Raw genomic sequence first — 23,779 nt, 5'->3', positions numbered from 1 at the left:
TTACTGACCGGACGAATCGTCTAGATTCCGCTGCATCCCCGTATCCGATTCGAATGGAGACCGCAGTGACGACCGTCGACCAGATTACTCAGCGGCGCCGCGGCGTCGGCCTCATCGCCCACGATCCCGCGCTGTCCGCGGGCGGCTATACGCTCATCGCGCCGCAAACGGCCGACGGTAACGTCTATCTCGTCGGCATCGACGGCGAGGTCGTCCACCAGTGGAAGATGCCCGTGCGCCCCGGGCGCCACGCGGTCATCCTCGCGAACGGCAACCTCGGCTACAACGGCAATCATCCGCGTTCCGAATCGCGCTACGCGCCGTGGTCGATGTGGCATGGCGGCGATTTCTACGAGGTCACGCCGCAGGGCGAAACGGTGTGGCGCTACGAGGACCCCGCGCATCACCACGACGCACAGTGGCTGCCGAACGGCAACCTGCTGTACGCCGCGTGCGAACCGGTCGACGCGGCGTTCGCGCGGCGCGTGCCGGGCGGCACCGCGCACGGCGACGACGAGGTGATGTATGCGGACGTGATCCGCGAAGTGAATCGCGCCGGCCAGATCGTCTGGGAATGGCACGCGCGCGAGCATCTGCGGCCGGAGGATTTCCCGATCGCGGCAGGCTTCGGCCGCTATCACTGGCCGCTCGTCAACGGTCTCGCGGTCGATGCGAACGGCCGCGTGCTGATGAGCCTGCGCACGACGTCGGGGATCATCGGCGTGAACCGTGCAACCGGCCGCGTTGATCTGCACATCGGGCCCGACGTCGTGTCGCACCAGCATGCGCCAGTGCCGCTCCCGAACGGCCACATCCTCGCGTTCGACAACGGCAATTTCCGTCACGGTGCGCACGTCGTGTTCTCGCGCGTCGTGGAAATCGATCCGGCGACGCAGCGCGTCGTATGGTCGTATGCGGACGACGTCGTGAACCTGTTCTATTCGCCGTTCATGGGCAACGCGCAGCGCTTGCCGAACGGCAACACGCACATCACCGAATCGTCGACGGGCCGGCTGTTCGAAGTGACGCCGGCCGGCGAGGTCGTCTGGGAATACGTGATCCCGTGGTTCGCCGAATACCCGGACGAAGCGGCGCGCAAGACCGGCCCCGGCCAGTTGAACAGCGTGTTCCAGACGTTCCGCTACAGCGCCGCCCAGTTGCCCTGGCTACGGACCTGAGCGTCCGTTCATCGCCGGTTTCCGGCCATCGTCGCCGTTCGTTTCCGAGGGGCCTGCCGTGTCGCACGAACCGATTTCCCCGCCCGTCGATGCCCGGCTGCCCGCGTGGCAGCTCGCGTTGTTCGGGCTGCAGCACGTGCTGTCGATGGCCGCGTCGCCGATCACGGCCGTCTTCCTGATCGCGAAAGTGCTCGCGCTGCCGGCCGACCTGACGGTCCAGCTGATCGGCGCGACGTTCTTCGCATGCGGCATCGGCACGCTGCTGCAATCGCTCGGCGCCGGCCCGATCGGCGCGCGCATGCCGTTCGTGATGGTGCCCGGCGGCGCACCGACGATGTTGTTCGCGGGCATCGCCGCGCAGGCGGGCCTGCCGACCGCGGCCGGGGCGGCACTGCTCGCCAGCGCGTTCTACTGGGTGCTGCTGCCCGTCTTCACGCGCTGCCTGCGGCTCTTTCCGCGCGTCGTCGTCGGCGCGATGCTGTTGCTGGTGTCGATCAACCTGATCCGGATCTACGCGACGATCGTCGTCGGCCAGCCCGGCTCGGCCGACTTCGCGCAGCCGCGCGCGCTCGGTCTCGCGCTCGCGACGATCGTCGCCACCGTCATCGTCGCGGGCACTCTCCGCGGCACGGCCGGGCGCCTCGCGGTGCTGATCGGGCTGATGGCCGGCGCAACGCTCGGCTGGGCGCTCGGCGCGATGCCGGCGCTCGCCGACGTGTGGCATGGGCCGCTCTTCACGCATCCGGTGTGGCTACCGTTCGGCATGCCGCGGTTCGACGTGCTGGCTGCGCTGCCGCTGCTGATTTTCACCGCGATCTCGATGGCCGAGGCCACCGCGCAGACGGTCGCCGTCGGCGAAACGTGCGGCAAGGCGATTTCGCTCCGGCGTGACGTGCCGAAGACGATACGCGGCGATGCGCTCGCGTCGCTGGCCGGCGCGCTGTTCGGCACGCCGCTGATCGTGACGAGCGCCGAGAACATCGGCGTCGTGCAGACGACCGGCGTACGCTCGCGCTACGTGACGGCCGCCGCCGGCGCGGTCCTGATCGTCATCGCGCTGTTCGCGCCGCTCGCGCGGCTCGCGTATGCGATTCCGGCCGCGGTGGTCGGCGGCACCGCGCTGATCGTGTTCGCGATGATCGGCGTGATGGGCATCCGGCTGCTCGCGAGCGTCGACCTGCATGCGCGCGCAAACCAGTACACGCTCGCAGCCGCACTGGTGGTCGGCCTCGCGCCGATCCTGGTGCCGAACCTGTATCGCCATTTCGGCGCACCCGTGCAGATCGTGCTCGGCAACGGCATGGCGGCCGGCACGCTCGCGGCCATCGCGACGCAACTGGCGTTCGCCGCGCTCGCGCGGCTGGGCGGGCACGCACACGCGGGGGCGGCTGCGGCGCCTTCGCACGACGCATAAAGGCAGCTGCACGCCCACGCGGCGCCGCTTGACGACGCCTGCGGTTCGACCGACAATCGCCGCTCCCTTCTGGCGCGGGCACTCGATCCAGCCGGCGCGTGCGTCTCCTCGACGCCGCCCCGGCTTCAGGTTTTCCAGTCCCGATCTCCGCGCCGCCGTGCACGCGCACGCCATTCGACCGGCCTCGCCGGACACACTTGATGCAGGTACCGCCCCTGAACGCCAGCTCATTGCCGCGCGGTCACGCACGTGCCTGCCCGTTCATTTCGGAGTCCATGATGATCACTCGTCTTTCCAAGGCAGCCATGGTGCTGGCCATGGCCTTTTTCGCGTCGCTCGTCGCGTTCGGCAACATCACCGACTACGCGACGAATTTCGCGTTCGTACACCACGTGTTCCTGATGGATACCACCTTCCCCGGCAACGGAATCATGTATCGCGCGATCGGCACGACGTGGGTTCATCACGCCGGCTATATCGGCATCATTTCGATGGAAACACTGACGGCCGTGCTGTGCTGGATCGGCGGTGCCCGGCTGCTGCGCGCGCGGCGCGCCGGCGATGCGGCATTCCGTGCGGCCAAGGGCCATGCGATCGCCGGCCTGACGCTCGGCTTCCTGACGTGGCAGGTCGCGTTCATGTCGATCGGTGGCGAATGGTTCGGGATGTGGATGTCGAAGCAATGGAACGGCGTGCCGGACGCGTTCCGGTTCTTCATCACGCTGCTGCTCGTGCTCGTTTACCTGACGATGAACAACGACGGCGTCGACGACACGCGTACCGCGCACTGACGGGCCAGTTTCGTCGCGTGCCGACCGACCGGACATCCGGACGATTGCCGGCGTCACCGTGTCCGGCTATAAAGCGGAGATGGACACGGCTCGCTGGATTCACGACCCCGTCGGCGCGTTTCGCGCCTGGCAGGAAACCGCCGCGACCGGCGCCGGCCGCCGGCCGTTCGCGCCGCGCTCGGTCGTGCAGCACGTCGCGATGTTCGAGCGATTCATGCGCCACCTGAGCGCGCAACGCGTATCGCTCGCCACGTTCGGGCCCGACCACGTCGCGGCCTTCCTCGCGGAACTCGACCGCACCTGCACGCCCGGCACGTCGACGCGCGTGCGCTATGCGAAGCTGATCGACCGGCTCGGCCGGCATCTGGTCGACGCCGGCGTGCGGACGATCCATCCGGCCGGCCGATCGACGCGCGATCTCGCCTGGCCGGACGGCGAGCCCGAGCCGTGCTACCTGCCGCCCGATGCCGACGCGGCGCTGCAGCGCCATGTGCAGCCTCAAGCGGACGACACGCCGGCCGATTGCCGGAATCGCGCGATCGTCGCGCTGCTGCTCGCGAGCGGTATCACGTCGGCCGAAATTCGCGCGGCGAGCGCCGACGCGCCCGAGTTCGACGCGCGGCCGCCGGTGTTTTTGGTGCCGCGCAATCGCGCGCGGCCGGCGCGCCGAATCGAGCTACCCACGTTCGCGATAGCGCCGCTCGCCGCATGGCGCGCGCGCTCGACCGACGTGCCGCCGTCGGCGCTGCTGTTTCCCGCGCCGCGCGGAGGCGCAATGAACGACATGTTCCTGCTGCTCGTGGTGCGTGACGCGCTGAACGCGATCGGCTTTCGCGCAGCGGACATGAGCCCGCGCGTACTGCGCAATACGTATGCGCGCCGCCAGTTGCTCGCCGGCCACGCGCATGCCGACGTCACGGCGATGCTCGGCCTGGCCAGCATGCGGACGGTCACGCGCATTCGGCAGACACTGCCGCCCGACGCGGCCGCGGATCGCGCTGCCCACGAGCATTGATCGCGCGTCGCGCGCCGCCCTGCGCGCATCGTGCTCGTTCCGGTTCGTTACTCGCCCGGCTTCGACTGAACCAGCCGCAAGATCCGCGTGTCGTACGGCGATTGCATCACTTCCGCGATGTGGATCTCGGACGCGGCCGGATGCAGCGGATTCAACAGGAAGTTGTGCGCGTGCGGCACGACGACGCTCGGCACGCGCAGCAGCGCGCTCGGCTGCGTGTGCAGCCACTCGGTGCCGGCGCTGCGGGTCCAGTCGACGTTCGTGCGCCAGTCGTCCGGCGCATCGCCTTCCGCGATTTCGGCGACGTCCACCGACTCGGGCACCTCGATACGCAGCAACTGATATCCGCTCGGCAATTGCGCGACGGTGGCGATTTCGAAATGCACGAGCGTCTCGAGCAACGCGAGCGCCGGATGCTCGGCGAGATACACGACGGGCTGCCCGGCGAAATGCCAGCGCCCGCCGGCCCGCAACCCGCCGATGCCTTTCAGATCGGCGTAATTGCTGATCCGCCACAGCGTCGTCAAGCGAAGTACCCCTCGTCGATCTGCGTAAGGGCCTCTTCGACGAGCCGCGCGCCATGCTCGGTGCTCGCCATGTCGAGCGACGTGCGGCCGCCGAAGCGCTGGAGCCCGTTGCGCAGCCACGCCATCGCCTTGTCCTGGTCGCCGAAGGTGGCCGTCGCCTGCGCGACGATGCGCGCGAGGCGAATCGCCTTGTCCGACTCTTCCGGCGACAGGCGTTCGTGCGCCTGGCGGCGATGGCTCAGCGTGCGGCGCGGAATGATGAAAGCCAGCTCGTCCGATTTCAGCCCGCGCTCCGACAGCCGGTCGATCACCGACACGTCGACGCGCGCGCTCGCCAGCTCGGCCAGATCGGCGCCCGACCGGACGCGGACCGCCAGTAGCTGCTCGAGAATCGTGAATTCGGCCTGGCGCGGATGGGCGACGCCCGAAGGATGAAAAGCGATGGTGCTCATGACCTGTCTCCGGCAATTTGCCCAATTATTATAGGCGTTTTGCCGCAAGCATGCGGATCGTTGAGCGTGGGCTTGCCGATCGGGGCTGGGAGACCAGTATTCAGGGGGACGCGAATCGGAGATTCGCCTTGGTGAGGGGGCGTAGAAATTCAGTATATAAAGTCATCGTCCCTGATGATATGAAGTTGTCACGTAACAAATTTCCAACGGTAATACGCGAATTGGAGGAATCGCCTCTTTTCCCTGTCCAATTCCTCACCGTCCCCGGCAACACGCAGGGTTCTACGGATTACCCCTCGACCGCTCCAGCAAGCCGAACCAGTCGACTCACCCTCGTCGCGCGTGACGAATCGCTCCCGTGCCCGCTCCAACCGTTTCCGTACATTCGAAATCGCACCTCGCACCGGACGGCCTACTTACTGTTCGACACAACCGGCCTCAGCGCATTGGTCAGCAGCGCGCTGAACTTCGCGGGCGCGGTAATGGTGGACACGGCGATCGGCTCGAGCATGATGAAATCCCCGCCCGATATCGGCTTGCGCTGGAACACAACCGAAGCATCAACGCCGGCGCGCGCGGCAACTGGCTCAACCATCGTGCCGATGGTGCGGCCGGCGCGGCGAAATTCGCGGGCTCGGAAGTCTGCGACAAGACGATCACCACGCTCAGCGGCTCCGCAAAGGCCCAAGCGTGACGTCGGCGCCGAACCTGCCGCACGTCGGGCAACCGATCAACGTGGGGTGATGCACGGTCGCCCGTCCGTGGTCAGCCGGCCCACGCGGACGACCGGATCACGCTGCAGAAATTGCCCGCATGGAAATGCGGATCCTTGTCCGCGAGCACGTCGGCCTTCACGTTGCCGAACGTCGTGCCGGGCTTGTGCTTGATGCCGTCGTAGAACGCCTGGATGATGTCCTCCTTGAAATGCGGCGTGCGCGGATGCGCACGCACGACCGCTTCCCGCTCGACGTCGCTGTATTCCGGGTAAGCGAGCCCCAGCACGTCCATCTCGACGCCCGCGGTGACCAACGCGACGACCGGATGCATGTGTTGCGGGATGCCGGGCGTGGTGTGCAGTGCGATCGAGGTCCACACGACATCGATGTCCTGTTGCGAAATCCCCTTGCCCTTCAGAAAATCGCGCGCGGCGTTCGCGCCGTCCACTTCGAAGCGCTCGCATGCGCTGCTGTGCCGGTGCGTGAGCCCCATGTCATGAAACATGCAGCCGCAATAGAGCAGCTCCGGGTCGTACTCGAGCCCGCGGCGCCGGCCCGCCAGCGCCGCGAAATAGAACACGCGGCTCGAGTGGTGGAACAGCAGCTCGGACTCGGTATCGCGCACGAGCTCGGTGATCTCGCGCGTCAGACGCGTATCGGGAAGGGTGATGCCGGCAACGTTCACAGTCATGATCGACCTCCATGGAAGACAGCCTCGATTCTCCGGAGTCCGACAGATGTCTCCAATGGACGTGTTACGACGAATCCTGCCATTTCGCGCGACGAACGGACACGGTGCCTGCGCGGCCAAGCCAGCGCCCCTATACTGCTGCGCATCAGGTTCGATACGACACGCAATCGATCATGCCGAAGGTCGTGGGTATTTTCGCCGTTCCGGGTGTGCAACTGCTCGACGTCTCCGCGCCGCTCGACGTGTTCGCGCAAGCGAACGTCGAATGCGGGAAGCCGTTCTATACGCCGCGGATCATCGCGAGCGGGCCTGGGCCGATCCGCAGTTCGTCCGGCGCACGGCTGCTGCCCGACTGGATCGCGCCCGACATCCCCGAGCGCATCGACACGCTGCTGGTCGCCGGCGCGCCGCACGCCGGCCAGATCTTGCTGCGCACGGACGTCCTTGCATGGCTGCGCTCGGCGGCCGTGCAAAGCAGGCGCTACGGCTCGATCTGCACCGGCGCGTTCATCCTCGCGGCCACCGGCCTGCTGAAAGGGCGTCACCTGACCACGCACTGGGCCGCCGCCGAGGCATTCGCGCAAGCGTATCCGTCCGTCGCCGTCGACGCCGACGCGCTGTACGTGCGCGACGGCAAGCTGCGCACCGGCGCCGGCGTCACGGCCGGGCTCGATCTCGCGCTCGCGCTGGTCGAGGAGGATCTGGGCCACGAGATCGCACGACGCGTCGCCGCGCAACTGGTGATGTTCTTCAAGCGCCCGGGCGGGCAGCTCCAATTCAGCCGCAAGGGCGAGGCGCGCCCCGCCGGGCGTTCGGTGCTGCAGGAAGTCCAGCGCTGGATCGCGGCGCATCCGGAACTCGAGCATTCGGTGGCCGACATGGCGAAGCATGCGGGCATGAGCCCGCGCCACTTCGCACGGCTGTTTCGCGCGGAAGTCGGCATGACGCCAGCCGCATGGGTGGAGGCGACGCGCATCTCGGTTGCCCGCCAGCTACTCGAGGACGGCCGCGACACGCCGAAGCAGGTCGCCGCGAAATGCGGCTTCGCGAACGTCGATACGCTCAGGCGGGCGTTCACCCGGCATGTCGGCATCACACCCGCCGAATACCGGAACGGCAGATGACGCTGGCTGCGTGATGTGGAACGAGCGACGCCGGCGGCCTCGCAAAAAATAATTCGGAATCCGACTCAACTGTCCATCCCGCTGCTGCTGCGCCGATCGCCCCTGTCGTCCGCTGAAAGCCATGCTCCTGCTCCGGCTCGCGGCAATCTTCGGATGAAATTGCATGCCGCGCGAATCGTTTACTCCGTTGCAATAATGATTCGCCGCAACGCGTATTTCCGGCCGGTAACGCGATCGTTACGATGCAATCACCCGCTGAACGCAACGTGCGAAGCGCGAAATCAACAGAACCGGAGGTCACCATGAAATCGTTCATCACCGCTGTCGTCGCCGCAGCTGCGCTCTGCGCGTCGTACGGCGCATTCGCCCAGTCGAACCCGTCCGGCCAGTTGACGCGCGCGCAGGTGCGTGCGGAACTCGTCCAGCTCGAACAGGCCGGCTACAAGCCCGAAGTCTCCGACCAGTATTACCCGCGTGCGCTGCAAACCGCGCAGGCCCGCGTGACGAATGCCGAGGAAGCCGGCTACGGCGCGCAAGCGGCCGCCGGCACGCGTGCCGGCCGCGCGATCGCGGTCAAACAGGAAGGCCGCGACTCTGTCTATTTCGGCCAGTAAGCCTGATACGCACCGGCGTATTCCGGGCGCATTCCGATCCGCACGGCGTACCCGCGACACCCGCTCCCGTTCATCGGGGCGGGGTGTTTGCTTTCCGGTCGTCCGCTCCCTTCGCCGGTCGCGCGCCGCGCGGCACCGTTCACGCAAGCGTCCGGTGTTTGCGCATAGAATGGCCGCGTGGTCGGTGCCGGCCAGAACGAACGCGAGCGGTATCACGACGCCCGCTGGCCGGCCCGATGTCGCACTCGGCGTATTTTTCGAAAAGGAGCGGTTTCATGTCTCAAACATCCGGTTCCACGATCACGTTTCGCCGCCCCGACGGCCAGGAGCTACAGGGCTATCTCGCCACGCCGGCACGGACCGAAGGCGCGCCCGCGGTCGTCGTCATCCAGGAATGGTGGGGGCTGAACGACCAGATCCGCGGCGTCGCGGATCGCCTCGCGCGCTGCGGCTACTTCGCGCTCGTGCCCGACCTGTATCGCGGCAAGTCGACGGTCGAGGAAGAGGAAGCACACCACCTGATGACGGGCCTCGATTTCGGCGACGCCGCGTCGCAGGACATTCCCGGCGCAGTCGCGTACCTGAAGACGCTGGCGCCGCGGGTCGCGGTGACGGGCTACTGCATGGGCGGCGCCCTCACGCTGCTGTCGCTGCAGTACGCCGAGGCGGACGCCGGCGTCACGTGGTACGGCCTGCCGCCGCTCGACTATATCGATCCAGCCAAGCTCAAGGTGCCGCTGATGGGACACTGGGCGACGCAGGATGCGTTCTTCAAGATCGACCAGGTCGACGCACTGGAAAAGAAGCTGACCGATGCGAAGGTCGGTTTCGAATTCCATCGCTATCTCGCGCACCATGCGTTCGCGAACGAAACGGCCGTCGGCCCCGGCCGCATCGCCGGCACGCAGTTCGATCCGGTGTGGTCGGAAACGGCGTGGGACCGCACGCTCACGTTCTTCGGCCGGACGCTGTGGACGAAGCAGGCCTGACGTAACACCGCTCGCCGCGCGGGCGACGGTACAAAAGAAAACGCCACGGATTTACCGTCCGTGGCGTTTTCGTTTTCACATCCCTTCAGACGTGCTGACAGGCGGCTTACCCGTTCGCGGCCGACGCAGGCGCCGGTGCTGACGCCTTGCCGTAGTCGACCGGTGTATCCGGCGCGCGTGGCGCTTCGCCTGCACGCTGAATCCAGCCGCCGCCGAGTGCGCGGTACAGGTCGACCAGGTTCGTCCAGCGCGCCAGGCGCGCGCTGATCAGCGACTGCTGCGCCGAGTACAGATCCGTCTGCGCGGTCAGCACCGACAGGTAGCTGTCGACACCATTCTTGTAACGCAGGTCCGACAAGTCGAAACGACGTTGCTGCGCGTGCTCGTTGCGCTCCAGCGCCGCGATCTGCTGGTCGTACGTGCCGCGTGCGGCGAGGCCGTCCGACACTTCGCGGAATGCCGACTGGATCGCCTTCTCGTAGTTCGCGATCTCGATGCGCTTCTGCACGTTCGCGAGATCGAGGTTCGCGATGTTCTGGCCGCCCTCGAAGATCGGCAGCGCGATGTTCGGCGCGAACGACCACGCCGCCGTGCCGGCCTTGAACAGGCCGCCGAGCGTCGGGCTCGCGGTACCGAACGCGGCTGTCAGCGAGATGCGCGGGAAGAACGCCGCGCGCGCCGCGCCGATGTTCGCGTTCGCGGCCAACAGCGTCTGCTCGGCCTGCATCACGTCCGGGCGACGCGTGAGCAAGTCCGACGGCAACCCGGCCGGCACGTCCGTCAGCAGGTTCTGCGCATCGAGCGGCATGCCCGCCGGCAGATCGTCCGGCAGCGGCTCGCCGATCAGCAGCACCAGCGCGTTCAACGCCTGCGCGCGGGCACGGGCCTGCGCCTGCTGGTTCGCGAGCGCCGTCTCGACGACCGTCTGCGCCTGACGCAGCTCGAGCTCCGAGCCCGTACCGTTGTCGAACTGCAGCTTGGTCAGGTCGTACGATGCCTGCGCGGTCTTCAGCGTGTCTTCCGTGACCTTCAGCAGGTCATCGGTCGACAGCAGCGTCAGGTATTGATCGGCCACCTGCGACACCAGCGAGATCTCCGACGCCTGTCGCGCATACGCGGTCGACAGGTATTGCGCGAGCGCCTGATCCTTCAGGCTCTGCACGCGGCCGAACAGGTCGAGCTCCCACGACGCGGACAATCCGACGTTGTAGACGCGCGAAATGTAGGCCTGGTTGGTCGGCGAGACACCTTGCGGATAGCGCTGGATGCTGCCCGTGCCCGTACCGTCGAGCGTCGGGAAAAGCCCCGCACGCGTGATCTGGTACTGCGCACGCGCCGCCTCGATGTTCAGCACCGATACGCGCAGGTCGCGGTTGTTTTTCAGCGCGATTTCGATCAGCCGCTGCAGGCGCGGATCGACGAAGAACTCGCGCCAGCCGATGGCAGTCGCCGCCTGGCCGTTCGCGCTGTGCGCGCCGGCCGCACCCGGCTGCGTCGCGTAGACGCCGCCCGCCGGATACGCCTGCGCGACGGGTGCGTCGGGCCGCTTGTAGTGCGGCGCCATCGTGCAGCCCGTGGCAAACAGCGCGGCAGCCAGTGCGACCGCGGTTGCAGTCAAAGCATGTTTTTGCATCGTTACTGCCCCTTCGAATCGTGTGCGTCGTCGTGACCGCGCTGCAGGTCGCCCTGCACGAGACGCCATGCGTCGTCGACGTTTTCCGTCTCGCCGCTGAAGATCGCGCGAACCCGCACGAAGAACATCGGGATCATGAAAATGGCGAGGAACGTCGCCGTGATCATCCCGCCGATCACGCCCGTACCGATCGCATGCTGGCTGGCCGAGCCCGCGCCGTTGCTGATCGCGAGCGGCAGCACGCCCAGCATGAACGCGAGCGACGTCATCAGGATCGGACGCAGCCGCAGGCGCGCCGCCTCGATCGCCGCACGCACCGGCCCCATGTTCCCGCCCGCTTGCAGCTCGCGCGCGAACTCGACGATCAGGATCGCGTTCTTTGCAGACAAGCCGACGGTGGTCAGCAGGCCGACCTGGAAGAACACGTCGTTCTCGAGACCGCGCAGCATCGTCGCGAGCAGCGCGCCGACCACGCCGAGCGGCACGACCATGATCACCGAGAACGGAATCGACCAGCTTTCATATAGCGCCGCCAGACACAGGAACACGACGAGAATCGAGATCGCGTACAGGATCGGCGCCTGCGAGCCGGACTGGATTTCCTGGAACGACAGGCCCGTCCACGAATAGCCGATGCCTTCCGGCAGCTTGCTCGCGAGCGCTTCCATCGCGGCCATCGCCTGGCCGGTCGACTTGCCTTCCGCGGCCTGCCCCTGGATCTCGATCGACGACACGCCGTTGTAACGCTCGAGCTTCGGCGACCCGTAGATCCAGTGGCCGGTCGAGAACGCGCTGAACGGCACCATCCCGCCACCGCTGTTGCGCACGTACCAGATGTTCATGTCCTCCGGCGTCATCCGGAACGGCGCGTCCGACTGTACGTACACCTTCTTGATCCGGCCGTCGGTATCGAGGAAGTTGTTCACGTACTGCGACGCCCATGCGATCGAGAACGTCTGGTCGATCGCCGCGGCCGTCACGCCGAGCGCGTTCGCCTTCTCGCGATCGATGTCGACCTTGTACTGCGGCGTGTCGTTCAGGCCGTTCGGGCGCACCAGCGCCAGCGCCGGGTCCTTCGCGGCCAGCCCGAGCAACTGGCCGCGCGCGGCCATCAGCGCTTCGTGACCGAGGCCGGCGTTGTCCGTCAGCTCGAAGTCGAAACCGGCAGCCGTGCCGAGTTCGGGAATCGACGGCGGGTTGAACGGAATCACCATCCCGTCCTTGTACGTCGAATAATGCGCGAAGGTCCGGCCGATCAGCGCCTGCACCTTCTGGTCCGAACGCTGGCGCTGCTCGTACGGTTTCAGCTTCACGAACACGAGGCCCGCATTCTGGCCGCGGCCCGCGAAGCTGAAGCCGTTGACCGTGAACACCGAGTCGACCACGTCCTTCTCGGCGGTGGTCAGGTACGTGTTGATGTTGTCGAGCGTCTTGCCGGTCGTTTCCTGCGTGGAGCCGGACGGCGTCTGCACGATCATGAACATGTAGCCCTGGTCTTCATCGGGCAGGAACGACTTCGGCAGCCGCGCGAACATCACGCCGACCGCGAGAAACACGGCGAGATAGATCACGAGCCAGCGGCCCGAGCGCTTGATCACGTGGTTCACGCCGCTCGTGTAGCGATCGCGGCTGCGATCGAACGTCCGGTTGAACCAGCCGAAGAAGCCCTTCTTCTCTTCGTGATGCCCTTGCGGGATCGGCTTGAGGATCGTCGCGCACAGGGCCGGCGTCAGGACCAACGCGACGAGCACGGACAGCACCATCGCCGACACGATCGTCAGCGAGAACTGACGATAGATCGCACCGACCGAGCCGCCGGAGAACGCCACCGGCACGAACACCGCCGACAGCACGAGCGCCACGCCGACGAGCGCGCCGGTGATCTGGCTCATCGCCTTGCGGGTCGCCTCCTTCGGCGACAGCCCCTCTTCCGCCATCACGCGTTCGACGTTCTCCACCACCACGATCGCATCGTCGACCAGCAGGCCGATCGCGAGCACGAGGCCGAACATCGACAGCGTGTTGATCGAGAACCCGGCGAGGCCCATGATCGCGAACGTACCGAGCAGCACGACCGGCACCGCGATCGTCGGGATGATCGTCGCGCGCAAGTTCTGCAGGAACAGGTACATCACGAGGAACACGAGCACGATGCCCTCGATCAGCGTCTTGACCACTTCCTCGATCGACAGGCGCACGAACGGCGTCGTGTCGTACGGGTAGTGCACGACGAGACCGTGCGGGAAGTACTTCGACAGCTCGTCGATCTTGGCCCGCAGCGCGTTGGCGGTCGCCAGCGCGTTCGCACCGGTCGCGAGCTGGATACCGAGGCCGGCTGTCGGCTGTCCCATGTACTTCGTGTCGAACGTGTAGTTCTCCGAACCCAGCGCCGCGCGGCCGACGTCCTTCAGGCGAACCTGCGAGCCGTCCTGATTGACCTTCAGCAGGATGTTGCCGAATTGCTCGGGCGTGCGCAGCAGCGTCGATTCGGTGATCGTCGCCTGCAGCACGGTGCCCGGCTTCGCCGGCGTGCCGCCGATCTGGCCGCCCGCGATCTGCACGTTCTGCTGCGTGATCGCGGCCGTCACGTCGGTCGGCGTGAGGCTGTAGTTGGTCAGCTTGATCGGGTCGAGCCAGATCCGCATCGAGAACTGCGAACCGAGCAGCAGCGTCTGGCCGACGCCGTTCACGCGGCTCAGCGGATCGAGCACGTGCGAGGCCACGTAGTTCGTCAGGTCCTCCTTCGACATCCGGCCGTCCTCGGAGTTGAACGCGAACCACATCAGCCAGTTGCTGCTCGACTTCGTGACCTGCATGCCGAGCTGCTGCACGACCTGCGGCAGGTTCGGCGTCGCGAGCGACAGCTTGTTCTGCACCTGCACCTGCGCGACGTCCGGATTCGTGCCCGGCGAGAAGGTCAGCGTGATCGTCGCGTTGCCCGAATCGTCGCTCGTCGACGACATGTACAGGAAGTTGTCGAGACCGCTCATCTGCTGCTCGATCACCTGCGTCACCGTGTCTTCCACCGTCTTCGCGGAAGCGCCCGGATAGTTCGCCTGGATCTGGATCGTCGGCGGTGCGATCGTCGGATACTGCGCGATCGGCATCTTGAAGATCGATGCAACGCCGGCCAGCATCAGCACGATCGCGATCACCCACGCGAAGATCGGGCGATCGATAAAGAACTTGGCCATGAAAAGGACTCCCTGTTATTGCGCGCTCGACGCGGCGGCCGAACTCGCTGCGGCACTCGTCGCGGTACTCGCCGGCGCGGCGCCTGCCGATGTGGCGGATGCGGCGTCCGGCGCCGGGGCGAGCTGCGCGGCGACGGTCTTCACGGTCGCGCCCGGGCGCACCTTGTCGACGCCTTGTACGATCACGTGATCGCCCGCCTGCAGACCGCCTTCGACGATCCAGTTCTGACCGTACGTGCCGGTCGTCGTCAACGGACGCATCTCGACCTTGTTGGCCGCGCTCACGACGAGTGCGATCGCCTGACCCTTCTGGTCATGCGTGACGCCGATCTGCGGCACCAGGAACGCGTTCTCGTTCACGCCTTCCTCGATCCGTGCGCGCACGAACATCCCCGGCAGCAGCACGCGATTCGGGTTCGGGAACACCGCGCGGATCGTCACCGAGCCGGTGGTCTGGTCGACCGTCACATCCGAGAACTGCAGCTTGCCCGGCTCCGAGTAGGTCTTGCCGTCCTCGAGGATCAGCGACACCTTGGCCGCGCCCGGGCCGCTCGTCTTCAGACGGCCGCTCTGCACGTCCTGACGCAGCTTCAGCCCTTCGAGGCTCGACTGCGTGAGGTCGACGTACACCGGATCGAGCTGCTGCACGGTCGACATCAGCGTCGCCTGGCTCGCCTGCACGTAAGCGCCCGGCGTCACTTGCGAGATGCCGACGCGGCCGCTGATCGGCGACACGACGTCCGTATAGCCGAGGTTGATCTGCGCGGTATCGACCGCCGCCCTGCCGGCTGCGACGTCCGCCGCGGCCTGGCCTTGCGTGGCGACTGCGTTGTCGTAATCCTGCTTGCTGACCGCGTTCGCGGCGACCAGCACCTTGTAGCGCGCGACCAGCGCGTTCTGCGTGACGAGGTTCGCCTGCGCCCTCGCGAGCGTCGCCTTCGCGCTGTTCAGCGCCGCGATGTACGGCGCCGGATCGATCTTGTAGAGGCGCTGACCGGCCTTGACGTCGGTGCCTTCGGTGAATTCACGGCGCAGCACGATGCCGTCGACCCGCGCGCGCACTTGCGCGACCAGGAACGCGCTGGTGCGGCCCGGCAGTTCGGTCACCGCCGGCACGGCTTGCGGTTGCACGGTGACGACGCCGACTTCCGGCGTTTGCGGCGGCGGCGCCGCTTCTTTTTTCCCGCACGCGGCCAGGAAAACGGCAACCGTTGCGGCAGTGATTAAGCGGTATGGAACCCGTTCGACGCGCATGGAGCGACCTCTCACAATTAGACGACCTTCAATGGGAATCACCAGATCTCCTCATGGCCCTGACGCGCGGCGGACCTGCAATGTCCTGTCCGCCGCGGATGCGGACGCGTGTTGCGGGTGTGCGTTGCACCCTGCGGAGCGTTCGTTTGCCGAACTGCTTCCGAAAAAAGAACGGCGAGCCCGCGGCCTTCGCGGGCGCACGGTGCCGGGGGTTCGGCCAGACTGCTAGTGCGCGGGCCGGAATGCGGCGCCGGCGAATTCGATGAACGCGCGCGCGGCGGCCGGCAAACGCGCGGCACGCGCATGCGCGAGCTTCAACGTGACGGGCGCGAGCGGGTGCAGCGGGGCCACGCGCACCAGCGTGCCGGCTGCCAGATCGGCGTCGACGAGATACGCGGGCAGCACCGCGGCGCCCATGCCGGCCACGGCCAGCCGCCGCGCCATCTCGAGATGGCCGACGCCCGCATTGCTCGTTGCCGCACCGGATCGCACCCCGGCCATGGGATCGTCGTCGGCCGCCGGCAGCTCCAGCCGCACGGCCGCGATGTCCGGCCAGTCGCCCGATGCCGCAGCGCCGCCGTGCGCGGCGACATAATCGGGCGCCGCGACCCGCACGGATTCGTACGCGGCCAGCGTATGCAACGCGTGTGCGCCGGACACCGGCATGCCGTCCGTCAGGAACGCGACGTCGATGTCCTCGGCAGTCAGGTCGACGTGGGCATCGGTCAGCGTCACGGTCGGCCGCACGTCCGGAAACCGGTGCACGAAACGATCGAGCAGCGCGCTCAACTGGCTGAGCCCGAACGCAACCGGCGCGGCCACGCGCAGCACGCCTTCCGGCTTGCTGCCCATCGCGACGAAACGACCGTCGATCTCGTCGATCGCACCGAGAATCCGCTCGACGCGCGCGAGATACAGCTCGCCGATTTCCGTCAGCGACTGATGGCTCGTACTGCGTTGAAGCAGGCGCGCGCCGAGGCGCGTCTCGAGCGCGTCGACCAGCCGGCTCGCCATCGCGGTCGACACGCGCAACCGCGTCGCCGCCCGGCGAAATCCGCCTTCCCTTGCCACCGTCACGAATGCCCGAATCGATTGAAGTTGGTCCATTTGTCCGGATTCCCCTGCGCGGACGACTGCCCGTCTACCTGCACCCGACGCCGCGCCGCAGCCGGCCCGCATCGGCCCGGCCAATGCAGCGGCCCCGCCACCGGCTCAGCCGGGTCGGTCGGCACGCTCGCGACAGGCACGCACCGGCTTGCAACAGGCGCAAACCGGCCTCGGCAAGCCCGATGCACGATCGTTCAGTAGCAGTCCTGAGTCTTTTCCGGCGATTCGCGGCGGCGACGCACGCGGCAAGGCCGGCGGCGTCCGCGCATCACGCGGACGGTGTCGCCCGCATCATCCGGGCGCGCTGAATCGCATTTCCTTCAGCAGGTGCAATGGTAGGGAAACCGCCGGAAAATGGCTTGCCCGATCCTGCGATTGTTTTGCCTTAATTTCCGAATTTGTGCGCTGCACACGTTGCACCGACGGGCGACGCGGCCGCCGACCACGCAGGTCCGGATGATCGGGCTAATTTCGGACAGGTTTAGGCAATCCCGCGCACGCGACTCGCCGTACGATGTGAGCGCCGTGCCATGCGCCTCGACAGGGGATCGCGGCCGCACGCATTGCATCGCTCACTCCGCCAACCGCTTACCCAACATGGAAATCGACGCCCGAACGCCGCCGCAACCGCGCACCCCGCCGGATCACGATGCCCGGTCGCCCGCCCGGTTACCCACGGCCCGGCTCGCGGCGCTGATCGCCGCGTACGCGCCGCACGACGGCATGTTCGACCTTCCATTGCGCGGCATGCGCGTCGCGCGCGCTTCCGCACCGTCGCCGCAGTGGAACCACGGTGTGCACCACGCGTGCCTGAGCCTCGTCGGGCAAGGCGCGAAATCGATGCGGGTCGGCGACGCTACCTACGGGATCGACGAATCGCGGATGCTGGTCGCCACCGCCGACCTGCCCGTGACCGGACGCGTGACGCGCGCGAACCCGACCGAGCCATTCCTTTACGCGCAACTCGAGCTCGATTCGCACCGTATCGCGGCGCTCACGCCGGTCGTCTTTCCGCACGGACTGCCGAAGGCGGTCGACTACGGCGCGCTCGACACGCTCGACGCAACGCCCGAAATCGTCGACGCCGTCGCGCGGCTGATGCAACTGATCGCACAACCGGACGACCTCGACCTGCTCGCACCGCTGATCGTCGACGAAATCCTCATCCGGCTGCTGCGCGGCCCGTCGGGCGCGCGCGTCGCGCAGATCGGCGACGCCGGTTCGACGACCCAGCGCATCTCGCGCGCCGTCGCATGGATTCGCGACCACTACCTCGATCCGATGGCGGTCGACGCGCTCGCGCGACAGGTGGAGATGAGTCCGTCGACCTTCCACCATCACTTCCGTGCGGTTACGTCGATGAGTCCGCTGCAATGCCAGAAGGTGCTGCGGCTGCAGGAGGCGCGCCGCCTGATGTGCCTGTCGGCGATGGATGCGCGGCAGGCGTGCCGAAGCGTCGGCTACGTGAGTGCGTCGCAGTTCAGCCGCGAATACGCCCGGCTGTTCGGCGACGCACCGGGCCGCGACGTCGCGAGGCTGCGCGGCGAAGCGGTGCCTCTGTCGCGGGTCGCGCCATGACCGGATTTCGCAAGCGAGGAAGTTGCTCGCCGCGCCCCCGATCGTCGGGCCGGCTATTCGTTCACGCGAGCGAGGGCGGCGCAGCGAGGCTGACGTCGACGCGTTTCGGCAGGATGCCGGCCTGATAGAACACGTCCGCGATGCGCTGCTGGTACGCGAGCGTGTCGCGGGTGACGGGCTCGACGCCGAAGCGCGCACGGCGAAACGCGAGCGCCACGGCCGGCTCCGGAATGCCCCACAGCTTCGAGAATTCGGCCGCGCCCTGCGCGCGGTTCGCGTCGAGCCAGCGCTGGACCGTCGCCAGTTCCGACACGACCGCGTCGAGCACGTCGGCATTGCGCTGCGCGTACGTACGCGACGCGAAATAGTAGCTGCGGTTCTCGACGAGCCCCGTGCCGTCCGCGACGATACGCGCGCCAAATGCCTGCTGGACCACCGCGAGAAACGGATCCCAGATGATCCACGCATCGACCGAACGGTTCTCGAACGCCGCCCGCGCATCGGACGGCGACAGCCAGACCGGCGTGACGTCGGTATAGCCGAGCTTCGCGGCCTGCAGCAGCCTCACCAGCAGGAAGTGCGTATTCGATCCCTTCACCAGCGCGATGCGCTTGCCGCGCAGATCGGCAAAGGTCTTGATCGGCGAATCCTTCGCGACGACCACCGCTTCGGTCGCCGGACCGGCCAGCGTCTGCGCGTAGTAGACGAGCGGCGCACCGGCCGCGAGCGCGAAGATCGGCGGCGCTTCGCCGACATCGCCGAAATCGATCGATCCCGCGTTCAGCGCCTCGAGTTGCGGCGGGCCCGACGGGAACTCGGTCCACGTGACGTTCACGCCGAGTGTCGCGAGCTTGCCCTGCAGCGTGCCGCGCGCCTTCAGCAGGCTGAGCGGCCCTTTCTGATATCCGATGCGCAACGTCCGCGCGCCGGCCGCGCTGGCTAGCGCAAGGCCCGGGTGGGCGGCGGCACCTGCCGCGATCGCCAGGCCGGCATGAATGAGCCGGCGGCGGATGCTGGAGTGTCGATCTGCCATGTCGTTTCGGGTTCGATGAAGTGGGCGCGCACGAAGCGCGCATGCGATGAAGCAGGTCGAACCGATTCTAAAAGGCGCCTACCGCTGGCCGAACCAACGATGTTCGATATCGAAAGCGAGCGTTTTCATAAAGGCATGCCGATGGCACGGGCATCGTTGGCGGGAACGGTCCGCACACATTCCTGCGCCACCCGCTTTTAATAAAGGAATACGAACCATTTCCGTCAAGCTGAAAGACCGTGCGCGGCACTCACGTGCCGATCATGCGTGAATCAGGATTGACGGGACGCGCAACAAGCGTTCAACGCAGCCTCGTCGGCGGCCAGCATCTCCGGCACGCATTCCCGCAGGAAATCGACGAACGTGCGGATCTTCGCATCGAGATACTGACGCGACGCATACAACGTGTAGACCGTCAGCTTCTGCAGCCGGTAATCGGGCAGCACACGCACCAGCGCGCCGCTCGCGAGCGCGGGCAGCGCCGCCGACATCGGCAGCGAGCCGATCCCGAGCCCCGCGCGCAGCGCGGTGCCGAGCGCATCGGCGATATTCACCTGGAAATCCGGCAGCGGCAATTCGACCGTTTCGCGGCCGTTCGGGCCGTCGAGATGCCAGCGGTCGCGCGGAAACAGCGGCGTGACGAGCCGCAGGCACGCATGCCCGGCGAGATCGCTCACCGTGCGCGGCGTGCCGCGCGCCTTCAGATAGGCAGGCGACGCGCACAGCACGCTGCCCACGTCGCCGAGCCGCTGCGACACCAGCCCGGAATCGGGCAGCTCCGTCGTGCTCAGCTGCAGCGACACGTCGTAGCCTTCGTCGATGATGTCGGGCACGTGCTGCGACAGCGTCAGCTCGACCGCGACCGACGGATAGCGTTCGCGGTAGCGCACGACCGCAGGCATCACGTAGGACTGGCCGAAACTCGTCGTCGCGTGAACGTGCAGCCGTCCGGACGGCTTCGCCTGCGCGTCGGCCGCCTCGGCTTCCGCTTCGTCGATATAGCCGAGGATGCGCTGGCAGCGGTCGAGATAGCGCTGCCCGGCGTCGGTCAGCGCGATGCGGCGCGTGCTGCGGTTGAGCAGGCGCGTGCGCAGATGCGTTTCGAGTTGCGCGACCGAGCGTGACGCGTAGGCCGTCGTGATGTCCAGGCGCTGGGCCGCGCTCGTGAAGCTGCCCTCCTCCGCGACCCGGACGAAAATGCGCATCATCTGTAACGTGTCCATCGACCTGCCCCCGGGATTGTCACGTCGCACCGCCGTGCGGCCAGGGGGCCGGCGGCGCCGGCACGAGCCGGTCTGGCGCGAATTGTGCGGAACAGTACAGCAGCGTTGCAGGCGTGTCCAGTTCGCCGTATGCGGCACGATCCGGATGCCGAATCGTGCCGCCGAGCCGTTCGCCGCACGGCATCCGGGCCGGTCGTCCGTCCGTACCGAATGGGTCGACGAACCAACGGGAACGGTCGGCAAAAACGACCGGCCGACCACGATACCGCGCGTCGATCGACGCTCTTCGCGTCTCGCGCGTTACGCGGCGGCGGCCGCATCGAACGGATCGCGCAACACGATCGTGTCGTCGCGCTCCGCGCCGGTCGTGATCATCGAAACCGGCGCCCCCGCCACAGCTTCGATGCGCGCAATGAAATCCTGCGCGGCGCGCGGCAGCGCCGCCCGCTCGCGCACGCCCTTCACGGAGCCTTGCCAGCCTTCGAACCGTTCGTAGAGCGGCTTCGCGCGCGACTGCGCATCGAGGCTCGCGGGCAGATGATCGACGCGCGCGCCGTCGAATTCGTAACCGACGCACAGCGCGATCGACTCGAAGCCGTCGAGCACGTCGAGCTTGGTGAGCGCCAGCGAATCGATGCCCGAGATCCTGACGGCCTGGCGCAGTTGCGCGGCGTCGAGCCATCCGCAGCGTCGCGGCCGGCCGGTGTTGACGCCGAACTCCTGTCCGCGCGCACGCAGCGTTTCGCCGGTGGCGTCGGTCAGCTCGGTGAGGAACGGGCCGCCGCCGACCCGCGTCGCATACGCCTTCGTGACACCCAGCACGTGGCCGAGCTTCGCCGCACCGAGCCCGGTGCCGGCGGCCGCGGCCGAGGCCACGGTGCCCGACGACGTCACGAACGGGTACGTGCCCCAGTCGATATCCAGCATCACGGCCTGCGAACCCTCGAACAGGATGCGCTCGCCGCGATCGGTCGCGTCGTTGAGGTCGGCCCAGACAGGACGCACGAACGGCAGGATCTTCGGTGCGAGCGCGACCAGCGTCGCCAGCATCGCGTCGCGATCGTACTCGTCGAGCCCCAGGCCGCGGAACCATGCGTTGTGATGGTCGACCAGCACGTCGAGTTTGGCGGCGAGTCCGTCCGGTTCCGCGAGATCACCGACGCGCAGCCCGCGACGCCCGACCTTGTCCTCGTAGGCCGGCCCGATCCCGCGCAGCGTGGTGCCGATCGGCTCGCGGCGCAAACGCTCCTGCGCCTGGTCGATCGCACGGTGAATCGGCAGCACCAGCGTCGCGTTCTCGGCGATCGACAGGTTGTCCGGCGTCACCGACAGCCCGAGCTCGGCCATCCGCCCGATTTCCGCGAGCAGCGCTTCGGGGTCGAGCGCCACGCCGTTGCCGATCACGCCACGCTTGCCGCGCACGATGCCGCTCGGCAGCAGCGCGAGCTTGTACGTGTTGCCGCCGACGACCAGCGTGTGGCCCGCATTGTGGCCACCGTTGTAGCGTGCGACGAGATCGGCCTGCGCCGCCAGCCAGTCCACGACGCGCCCCTTGCCTTCGTCGCCCCATTGGGCGCCCACGACCACCACGTTCGGCATGCTCCGTACTCCATGTGAGAAATTCAGACACTGGTTCGGCCAGGTCGGCCGTTTGTGTGCCATATTGACGGAGCCGGATCACCCGATCAAACGATTAAACCTGAACCATCGTGTGAGTAAATTTCACACGAAACGATGCAATGGCCCGACGACTCCCTCCGTTGAATTCGCTGCGCGCATTCGAAGCCGCCGCGCGGCTCGGCAGCTTCACGCTGGCCGCGGACGAGCTGTGCGTGACGCACGGCGCGATCAGCCGGCATGTGCAGCAACTGGAAGCATGGCTTGGCCGGCCGCTGTTCGAACGCCACAACCGGCGCGTCGAACTGACCGCGGCCGGGCGCGCGTACCTCGCCGAGGTCGGCGCTTCGTTCGACCGGATCGCGCTCGCCACCGCACAGCATTTCGGCCACGCACAGCAGCGCGTGCTGCGCGTCAGCGCGCCCGCGACGTTCTCGCTGCGCTGGCTCGTCCCGAAGCTGTCGTCGTTCCAGGTCGCGCATCCGGCCATCGAGGTGCGGCTGTCGACGTCGAACGAGCCGATCGACAAGTTGCGCGACAAGGTCGACCTGATCGTTCGCGGCGGCCCGCAGGCCATCGACGGGTACGTCGCGGAGGAATTCCTGTCCGAAGTGCGGCTGCCGGTGTGCGCGCCGAAGTTGCTGGAGGGCCGGTCGCTGGATACGCCCGCCGATCTCGCCGGCTTCACGCTGCTGCACGCGGCAACCTATCCGGGCATGTGGCCGGAATGGCTCGCGGCGGCCGGGCATCCGAATCTCGTGCCGCGGCACTCGCTCACCCTCGAGCATTTCTACCTGACGCTGCAAGGCGCGCTCGACGGGCTCGGCGTCGCGATGGGGCCGATCGCGCTCGTCGCCGACGACATCGCCGAAGGCCGGCTCGTGCAGCCGTTCAGCGAACCGGCGCTGCCGCCATGGCGCTACTTCACGTATGTGGCGTCCGCACGGGCGGACGATGACGCCGTACGCGCGTTCAAGGACTGGCTGAAGGCAACGGGAAGCGCGACTGTGTAGGGTGGGTGGCGCTCACCCCTGCATGTGTGCCGTATATTTTCGATATGAGCAGGATTCCAAATCAAATTGGATAAACCTGCGGAACGTGTTTACCTTCGTGCATCGCATGATCGCGGCGCACGCGGCAAGCCGCGGATGGAGCCGTGGCTTGCCGCCAGACAACGCTTACTGGCTGGCTGCGCCGGCCTTCTTCTCCGCGTTCTGCAGGTTCTGCGGATAGTTCGGATCATTGGCCGCCGGCTTGTAACCGGCGTCTTCGAGTTTCTTCAGCTCGGCGTTGTTCTTCGCACGCGCGGCCTTGTGTTCGGCCTTGCGTTTGGCCCTGGCCGCCTTGCGTGCTTCGCTCTTCGCGGCCTTGGCGTCCTGTGCTGCCGGTGCAGCCGGTGCGCTGGCGGTTTCCTGCGCAAAAGCCGGAACGGCCGAGCCGAACAGGAAAGCGGCTGCGGTAGCAGCCAGCGTGAGTTTTCTGATCTGGATTCGCATCGCTGAACTCTCTTTTTTGATGACCATCACGGTTTGAAAAACCATCGAGATACCGCCCCTGCCCTGATCGGTCGTCATGTCGCGATCAGGACCTGTGCATCATAACCGTGTCGCAAGAATTGTGGCGTCAACG

20 protein-coding genes and 1 pseudogene are annotated in these 23,779 nt (G+C 67.1%); 10 read left to right on the top strand and 11 right to left on the bottom strand.

Going from position 1 to position 23,779, the window contains the following annotated elements; all coding sequences use genetic code 11:
• Positions 1 to 53 precede the first annotated feature (53 nt).
• The 4 genes from BLS50_RS34250 to BLS50_RS34235 all read left to right on the top strand — a co-directional run bounded on the left by BLS50_RS34250 (position 54) and on the right by BLS50_RS34235 (position 4,398).
• Positions 54 to 1,178, top strand: a complete 1,125-nt coding sequence (locus tag BLS50_RS34250) for an aryl-sulfate sulfotransferase (protein ID WP_074808429.1) — start codon at positions 54 to 56, stop codon at positions 1,176 to 1,178.
• A gap of 58 nt (positions 1,179 to 1,236) precedes the next feature.
• A complete protein-coding gene (locus BLS50_RS34245; protein ID WP_074808427.1) occupies positions 1,237 to 2,592 on the top strand; it encodes a uracil-xanthine permease family protein in 1,356 nt (451 codons plus the stop codon).
• Between the two features lie 278 nt (positions 2,593 to 2,870).
• Positions 2,871 to 3,383, top strand: a complete 513-nt coding sequence (locus BLS50_RS34240) for a DUF2165 family protein (RefSeq protein ID WP_074808752.1) — start codon at positions 2,871 to 2,873, stop codon at positions 3,381 to 3,383.
• A 79-nt stretch (positions 3,384 to 3,462) separates the two neighbouring features.
• Positions 3,463 to 4,398: a tyrosine-type recombinase/integrase gene (locus BLS50_RS34235; RefSeq protein ID WP_074808425.1), complete on the top strand. Its 936-nt coding sequence runs from the start codon at positions 3,463 to 3,465 to the stop codon at positions 4,396 to 4,398.
• A 47-nt stretch (positions 4,399 to 4,445) separates the two neighbouring features.
• Here BLS50_RS34235 and BLS50_RS34230 read toward each other — a convergent pair whose 3' ends face one another.
• Positions 4,446 to 4,925: an RES family NAD+ phosphorylase gene (locus BLS50_RS34230; protein WP_011549376.1), complete on the bottom strand. Its 480-nt coding sequence runs from the start codon at positions 4,923 to 4,925 to the stop codon at positions 4,446 to 4,448.
• Positions 4,922 to 5,377 carry a type II RES/Xre toxin-antitoxin system antitoxin gene (gene parS, locus BLS50_RS34225; protein ID WP_027809696.1) on the bottom strand — a complete coding sequence of 152 codons (456 nt, stop codon included), beginning with the start codon at positions 5,375 to 5,377 and terminating at the stop codon, positions 4,922 to 4,924. The genes BLS50_RS34230 and parS overlap by 4 nt, the downstream gene beginning before the upstream one ends.
• Before the next feature lie 358 nt (positions 5,378 to 5,735).
• Here parS and BLS50_RS36155 point away from each other — a divergent pair, with 358 nt between their 5' ends.
• Complete coding sequence (locus BLS50_RS36155; protein ID WP_176934359.1) at positions 5,736 to 6,071, top strand: hypothetical protein; 336 nt, start codon at positions 5,736 to 5,738, stop codon at positions 6,069 to 6,071.
• Positions 6,072 to 6,142: 71 nt separating this feature from the next.
• On the opposite strand, the gene BLS50_RS34215 is transcribed toward BLS50_RS36155, so the two are convergent.
• On the bottom strand, positions 6,143 to 6,784 hold the full coding sequence (locus tag BLS50_RS34215; RefSeq protein WP_011549374.1) for an HD domain-containing protein: 642 nt from the start codon (positions 6,782 to 6,784) through the stop codon (positions 6,143 to 6,145).
• Between the two features lie 173 nt (positions 6,785 to 6,957).
• On the opposite strand from BLS50_RS34215, the pseudogene BLS50_RS34210 reads away from it, so the two are divergent.
• From BLS50_RS34210 to BLS50_RS34195, 3 genes and pseudogenes are all read left to right on the top strand, one after another.
• Positions 6,958 to 7,922: pseudogene (locus tag BLS50_RS34210) on the top strand (GlxA family transcriptional regulator).
• A gap of 288 nt (positions 7,923 to 8,210) precedes the next feature.
• Entirely contained in the window at positions 8,211 to 8,522 is a 312-nt protein-coding gene (locus BLS50_RS34200) for a DUF4148 domain-containing protein (RefSeq protein ID WP_074808416.1), read from the top strand.
• A 275-nt stretch (positions 8,523 to 8,797) separates the two neighbouring features.
• Positions 8,798 to 9,511, top strand: coding sequence for a dienelactone hydrolase family protein (locus BLS50_RS34195; RefSeq protein ID WP_027809700.1), 714 nt, complete (start codon positions 8,798 to 8,800; stop codon positions 9,509 to 9,511).
• A gap of 106 nt (positions 9,512 to 9,617) precedes the next feature.
• On the opposite strand, the gene BLS50_RS34190 is transcribed toward BLS50_RS34195, so the two are convergent.
• The 4 genes from BLS50_RS34190 to BLS50_RS34175 all read right to left on the bottom strand — a co-directional run bounded on the left by BLS50_RS34190 (position 9,618) and on the right by BLS50_RS34175 (position 16,699).
• Positions 9,618 to 11,144 (bottom strand): efflux transporter outer membrane subunit, encoded by a 1,527-nt coding sequence (locus BLS50_RS34190; protein ID WP_074808414.1) that lies wholly within the window; start codon positions 11,142 to 11,144, stop codon positions 9,618 to 9,620.
• A 2-nt stretch (positions 11,145 to 11,146) separates the two neighbouring features.
• Complete coding sequence (locus BLS50_RS34185; protein ID WP_074808411.1) at positions 11,147 to 14,338, bottom strand: efflux RND transporter permease subunit; 3,192 nt, start codon at positions 14,336 to 14,338, stop codon at positions 11,147 to 11,149.
• A gap of 15 nt (positions 14,339 to 14,353) precedes the next feature.
• Positions 14,354 to 15,592, bottom strand: a complete 1,239-nt coding sequence (locus BLS50_RS34180; RefSeq protein WP_074808407.1) for an efflux RND transporter periplasmic adaptor subunit — start codon at positions 15,590 to 15,592, stop codon at positions 14,354 to 14,356.
• 225 nt (positions 15,593 to 15,817) lie between these two features.
• Complete coding sequence (locus BLS50_RS34175; protein WP_074808404.1) at positions 15,818 to 16,699, bottom strand: LysR family transcriptional regulator; 882 nt, start codon at positions 16,697 to 16,699, stop codon at positions 15,818 to 15,820.
• 597 nt (positions 16,700 to 17,296) lie between these two features.
• Between BLS50_RS34175 and BLS50_RS34165 the strand changes: the two genes are divergently transcribed.
• Entirely contained in the window at positions 17,297 to 18,277 is a 981-nt protein-coding gene (locus tag BLS50_RS34165; RefSeq protein ID WP_175849125.1) for an AraC family transcriptional regulator, read from the top strand.
• Between the two features lie 61 nt (positions 18,278 to 18,338).
• On the opposite strand, the gene BLS50_RS34160 is transcribed toward BLS50_RS34165, so the two are convergent.
• The 3 genes from BLS50_RS34160 to BLS50_RS34145 form a co-directional block, all read right to left on the bottom strand.
• Entirely contained in the window at positions 18,339 to 19,310 is a 972-nt protein-coding gene (locus BLS50_RS34160; protein ID WP_074808398.1) for a sulfonate ABC transporter substrate-binding protein, read from the bottom strand.
• A gap of 272 nt (positions 19,311 to 19,582) precedes the next feature.
• Positions 19,583 to 20,533 carry a LysR family transcriptional regulator gene (locus BLS50_RS34150; protein ID WP_011549364.1) on the bottom strand — a complete coding sequence of 317 codons (951 nt, stop codon included), beginning with the start codon at positions 20,531 to 20,533 and terminating at the stop codon, positions 19,583 to 19,585.
• Positions 20,534 to 20,833: 300 nt separating this feature from the next.
• Positions 20,834 to 22,132: an adenylosuccinate synthase gene (locus BLS50_RS34145; protein WP_074808395.1), complete on the bottom strand. Its 1,299-nt coding sequence runs from the start codon at positions 22,130 to 22,132 to the stop codon at positions 20,834 to 20,836.
• Positions 22,133 to 22,272: 140 nt separating this feature from the next.
• Between BLS50_RS34145 and gcvA the strand changes: the two genes are divergently transcribed.
• The gene (gene gcvA, locus BLS50_RS34140) at positions 22,273 to 23,163 is read left to right on the top strand and encodes a transcriptional regulator GcvA (protein WP_027811947.1); all 891 of its coding nucleotides are present in this window, start codon (positions 22,273 to 22,275) and stop codon (positions 23,161 to 23,163) included.
• Positions 23,164 to 23,328: 165 nt separating this feature from the next.
• Here gcvA and BLS50_RS34135 read toward each other — a convergent pair whose 3' ends face one another.
• Entirely contained in the window at positions 23,329 to 23,691 is a 363-nt protein-coding gene (locus BLS50_RS34135; protein ID WP_034175899.1) for a hypothetical protein, read from the bottom strand.
• Positions 23,692 to 23,779: the final 88 nt, after the last annotated feature.

It is taken from the genome of Burkholderia orbicola (assembly GCF_900100915.1).
GTDB classification, from domain to species: Bacteria; Pseudomonadota; Gammaproteobacteria; order Burkholderiales; family Burkholderiaceae; genus Burkholderia; species Burkholderia orbicola.
The sequence above is the reverse complement of the archived record's forward strand: the minus strand, read 5'-3'. Positions and strand labels throughout refer to the sequence as shown.

Coding starts and splice junctions, on each gene's coding strand:
- BLS50_RS34160 (WP_074808398.1), bottom strand. CDS start 19,310: ATGGCAGATCGACACTCCAGCATCCGCCGCCGGCTCATTCATGCCGGC.
- BLS50_RS34195 (WP_027809700.1), top strand. CDS start 8,798: ATGTCTCAAACATCCGGTTCCACGATCACGTTTCGCCGCCCCGACGGC.
- BLS50_RS34190 (WP_074808414.1), bottom strand. CDS start 11,144: ATGCAAAAACATGCTTTGACTGCAACCGCGGTCGCACTGGCTGCCGCG.
- BLS50_RS34235 (WP_074808425.1), top strand. CDS start 3,463: ATGGACACGGCTCGCTGGATTCACGACCCCGTCGGCGCGTTTCGCGCC.
- BLS50_RS34165 (WP_175849125.1), top strand. CDS start 17,297: ATGGAAATCGACGCCCGAACGCCGCCGCAACCGCGCACCCCGCCGGAT.
- BLS50_RS34175 (WP_074808404.1), bottom strand. CDS start 16,699: ATGGACCAACTTCAATCGATTCGGGCATTCGTGACGGTGGCAAGGGAA.
- BLS50_RS34250 (WP_074808429.1), top strand. CDS start 54: ATGGAGACCGCAGTGACGACCGTCGACCAGATTACTCAGCGGCGCCGC.
- BLS50_RS34135 (WP_034175899.1), bottom strand. CDS start 23,691: ATGGTTTTTCAAACCGTGATGGTCATCAAAAAAGAGAGTTCAGCGATG.
- BLS50_RS34180 (WP_074808407.1), bottom strand. CDS start 15,592: ATGCGCGTCGAACGGGTTCCATACCGCTTAATCACTGCCGCAACGGTT.
- BLS50_RS34145 (WP_074808395.1), bottom strand. CDS start 22,132: ATGCCGAACGTGGTGGTCGTGGGCGCCCAATGGGGCGACGAAGGCAAG.
- parS (WP_027809696.1), bottom strand. CDS start 5,377: ATGAGCACCATCGCTTTTCATCCTTCGGGCGTCGCCCATCCGCGCCAG.
- BLS50_RS34185 (WP_074808411.1), bottom strand. CDS start 14,338: ATGGCCAAGTTCTTTATCGATCGCCCGATCTTCGCGTGGGTGATCGCG.
- BLS50_RS34240 (WP_074808752.1), top strand. CDS start 2,871: ATGATCACTCGTCTTTCCAAGGCAGCCATGGTGCTGGCCATGGCCTTT.
- gcvA (WP_027811947.1), top strand. CDS start 22,273: ATGGCCCGACGACTCCCTCCGTTGAATTCGCTGCGCGCATTCGAAGCC.
- BLS50_RS34200 (WP_074808416.1), top strand. CDS start 8,211: ATGAAATCGTTCATCACCGCTGTCGTCGCCGCAGCTGCGCTCTGCGCG.
- BLS50_RS34150 (WP_011549364.1), bottom strand. CDS start 20,533: ATGGACACGTTACAGATGATGCGCATTTTCGTCCGGGTCGCGGAGGAG.
- BLS50_RS34215 (WP_011549374.1), bottom strand. CDS start 6,784: ATGACTGTGAACGTTGCCGGCATCACCCTTCCCGATACGCGTCTGACG.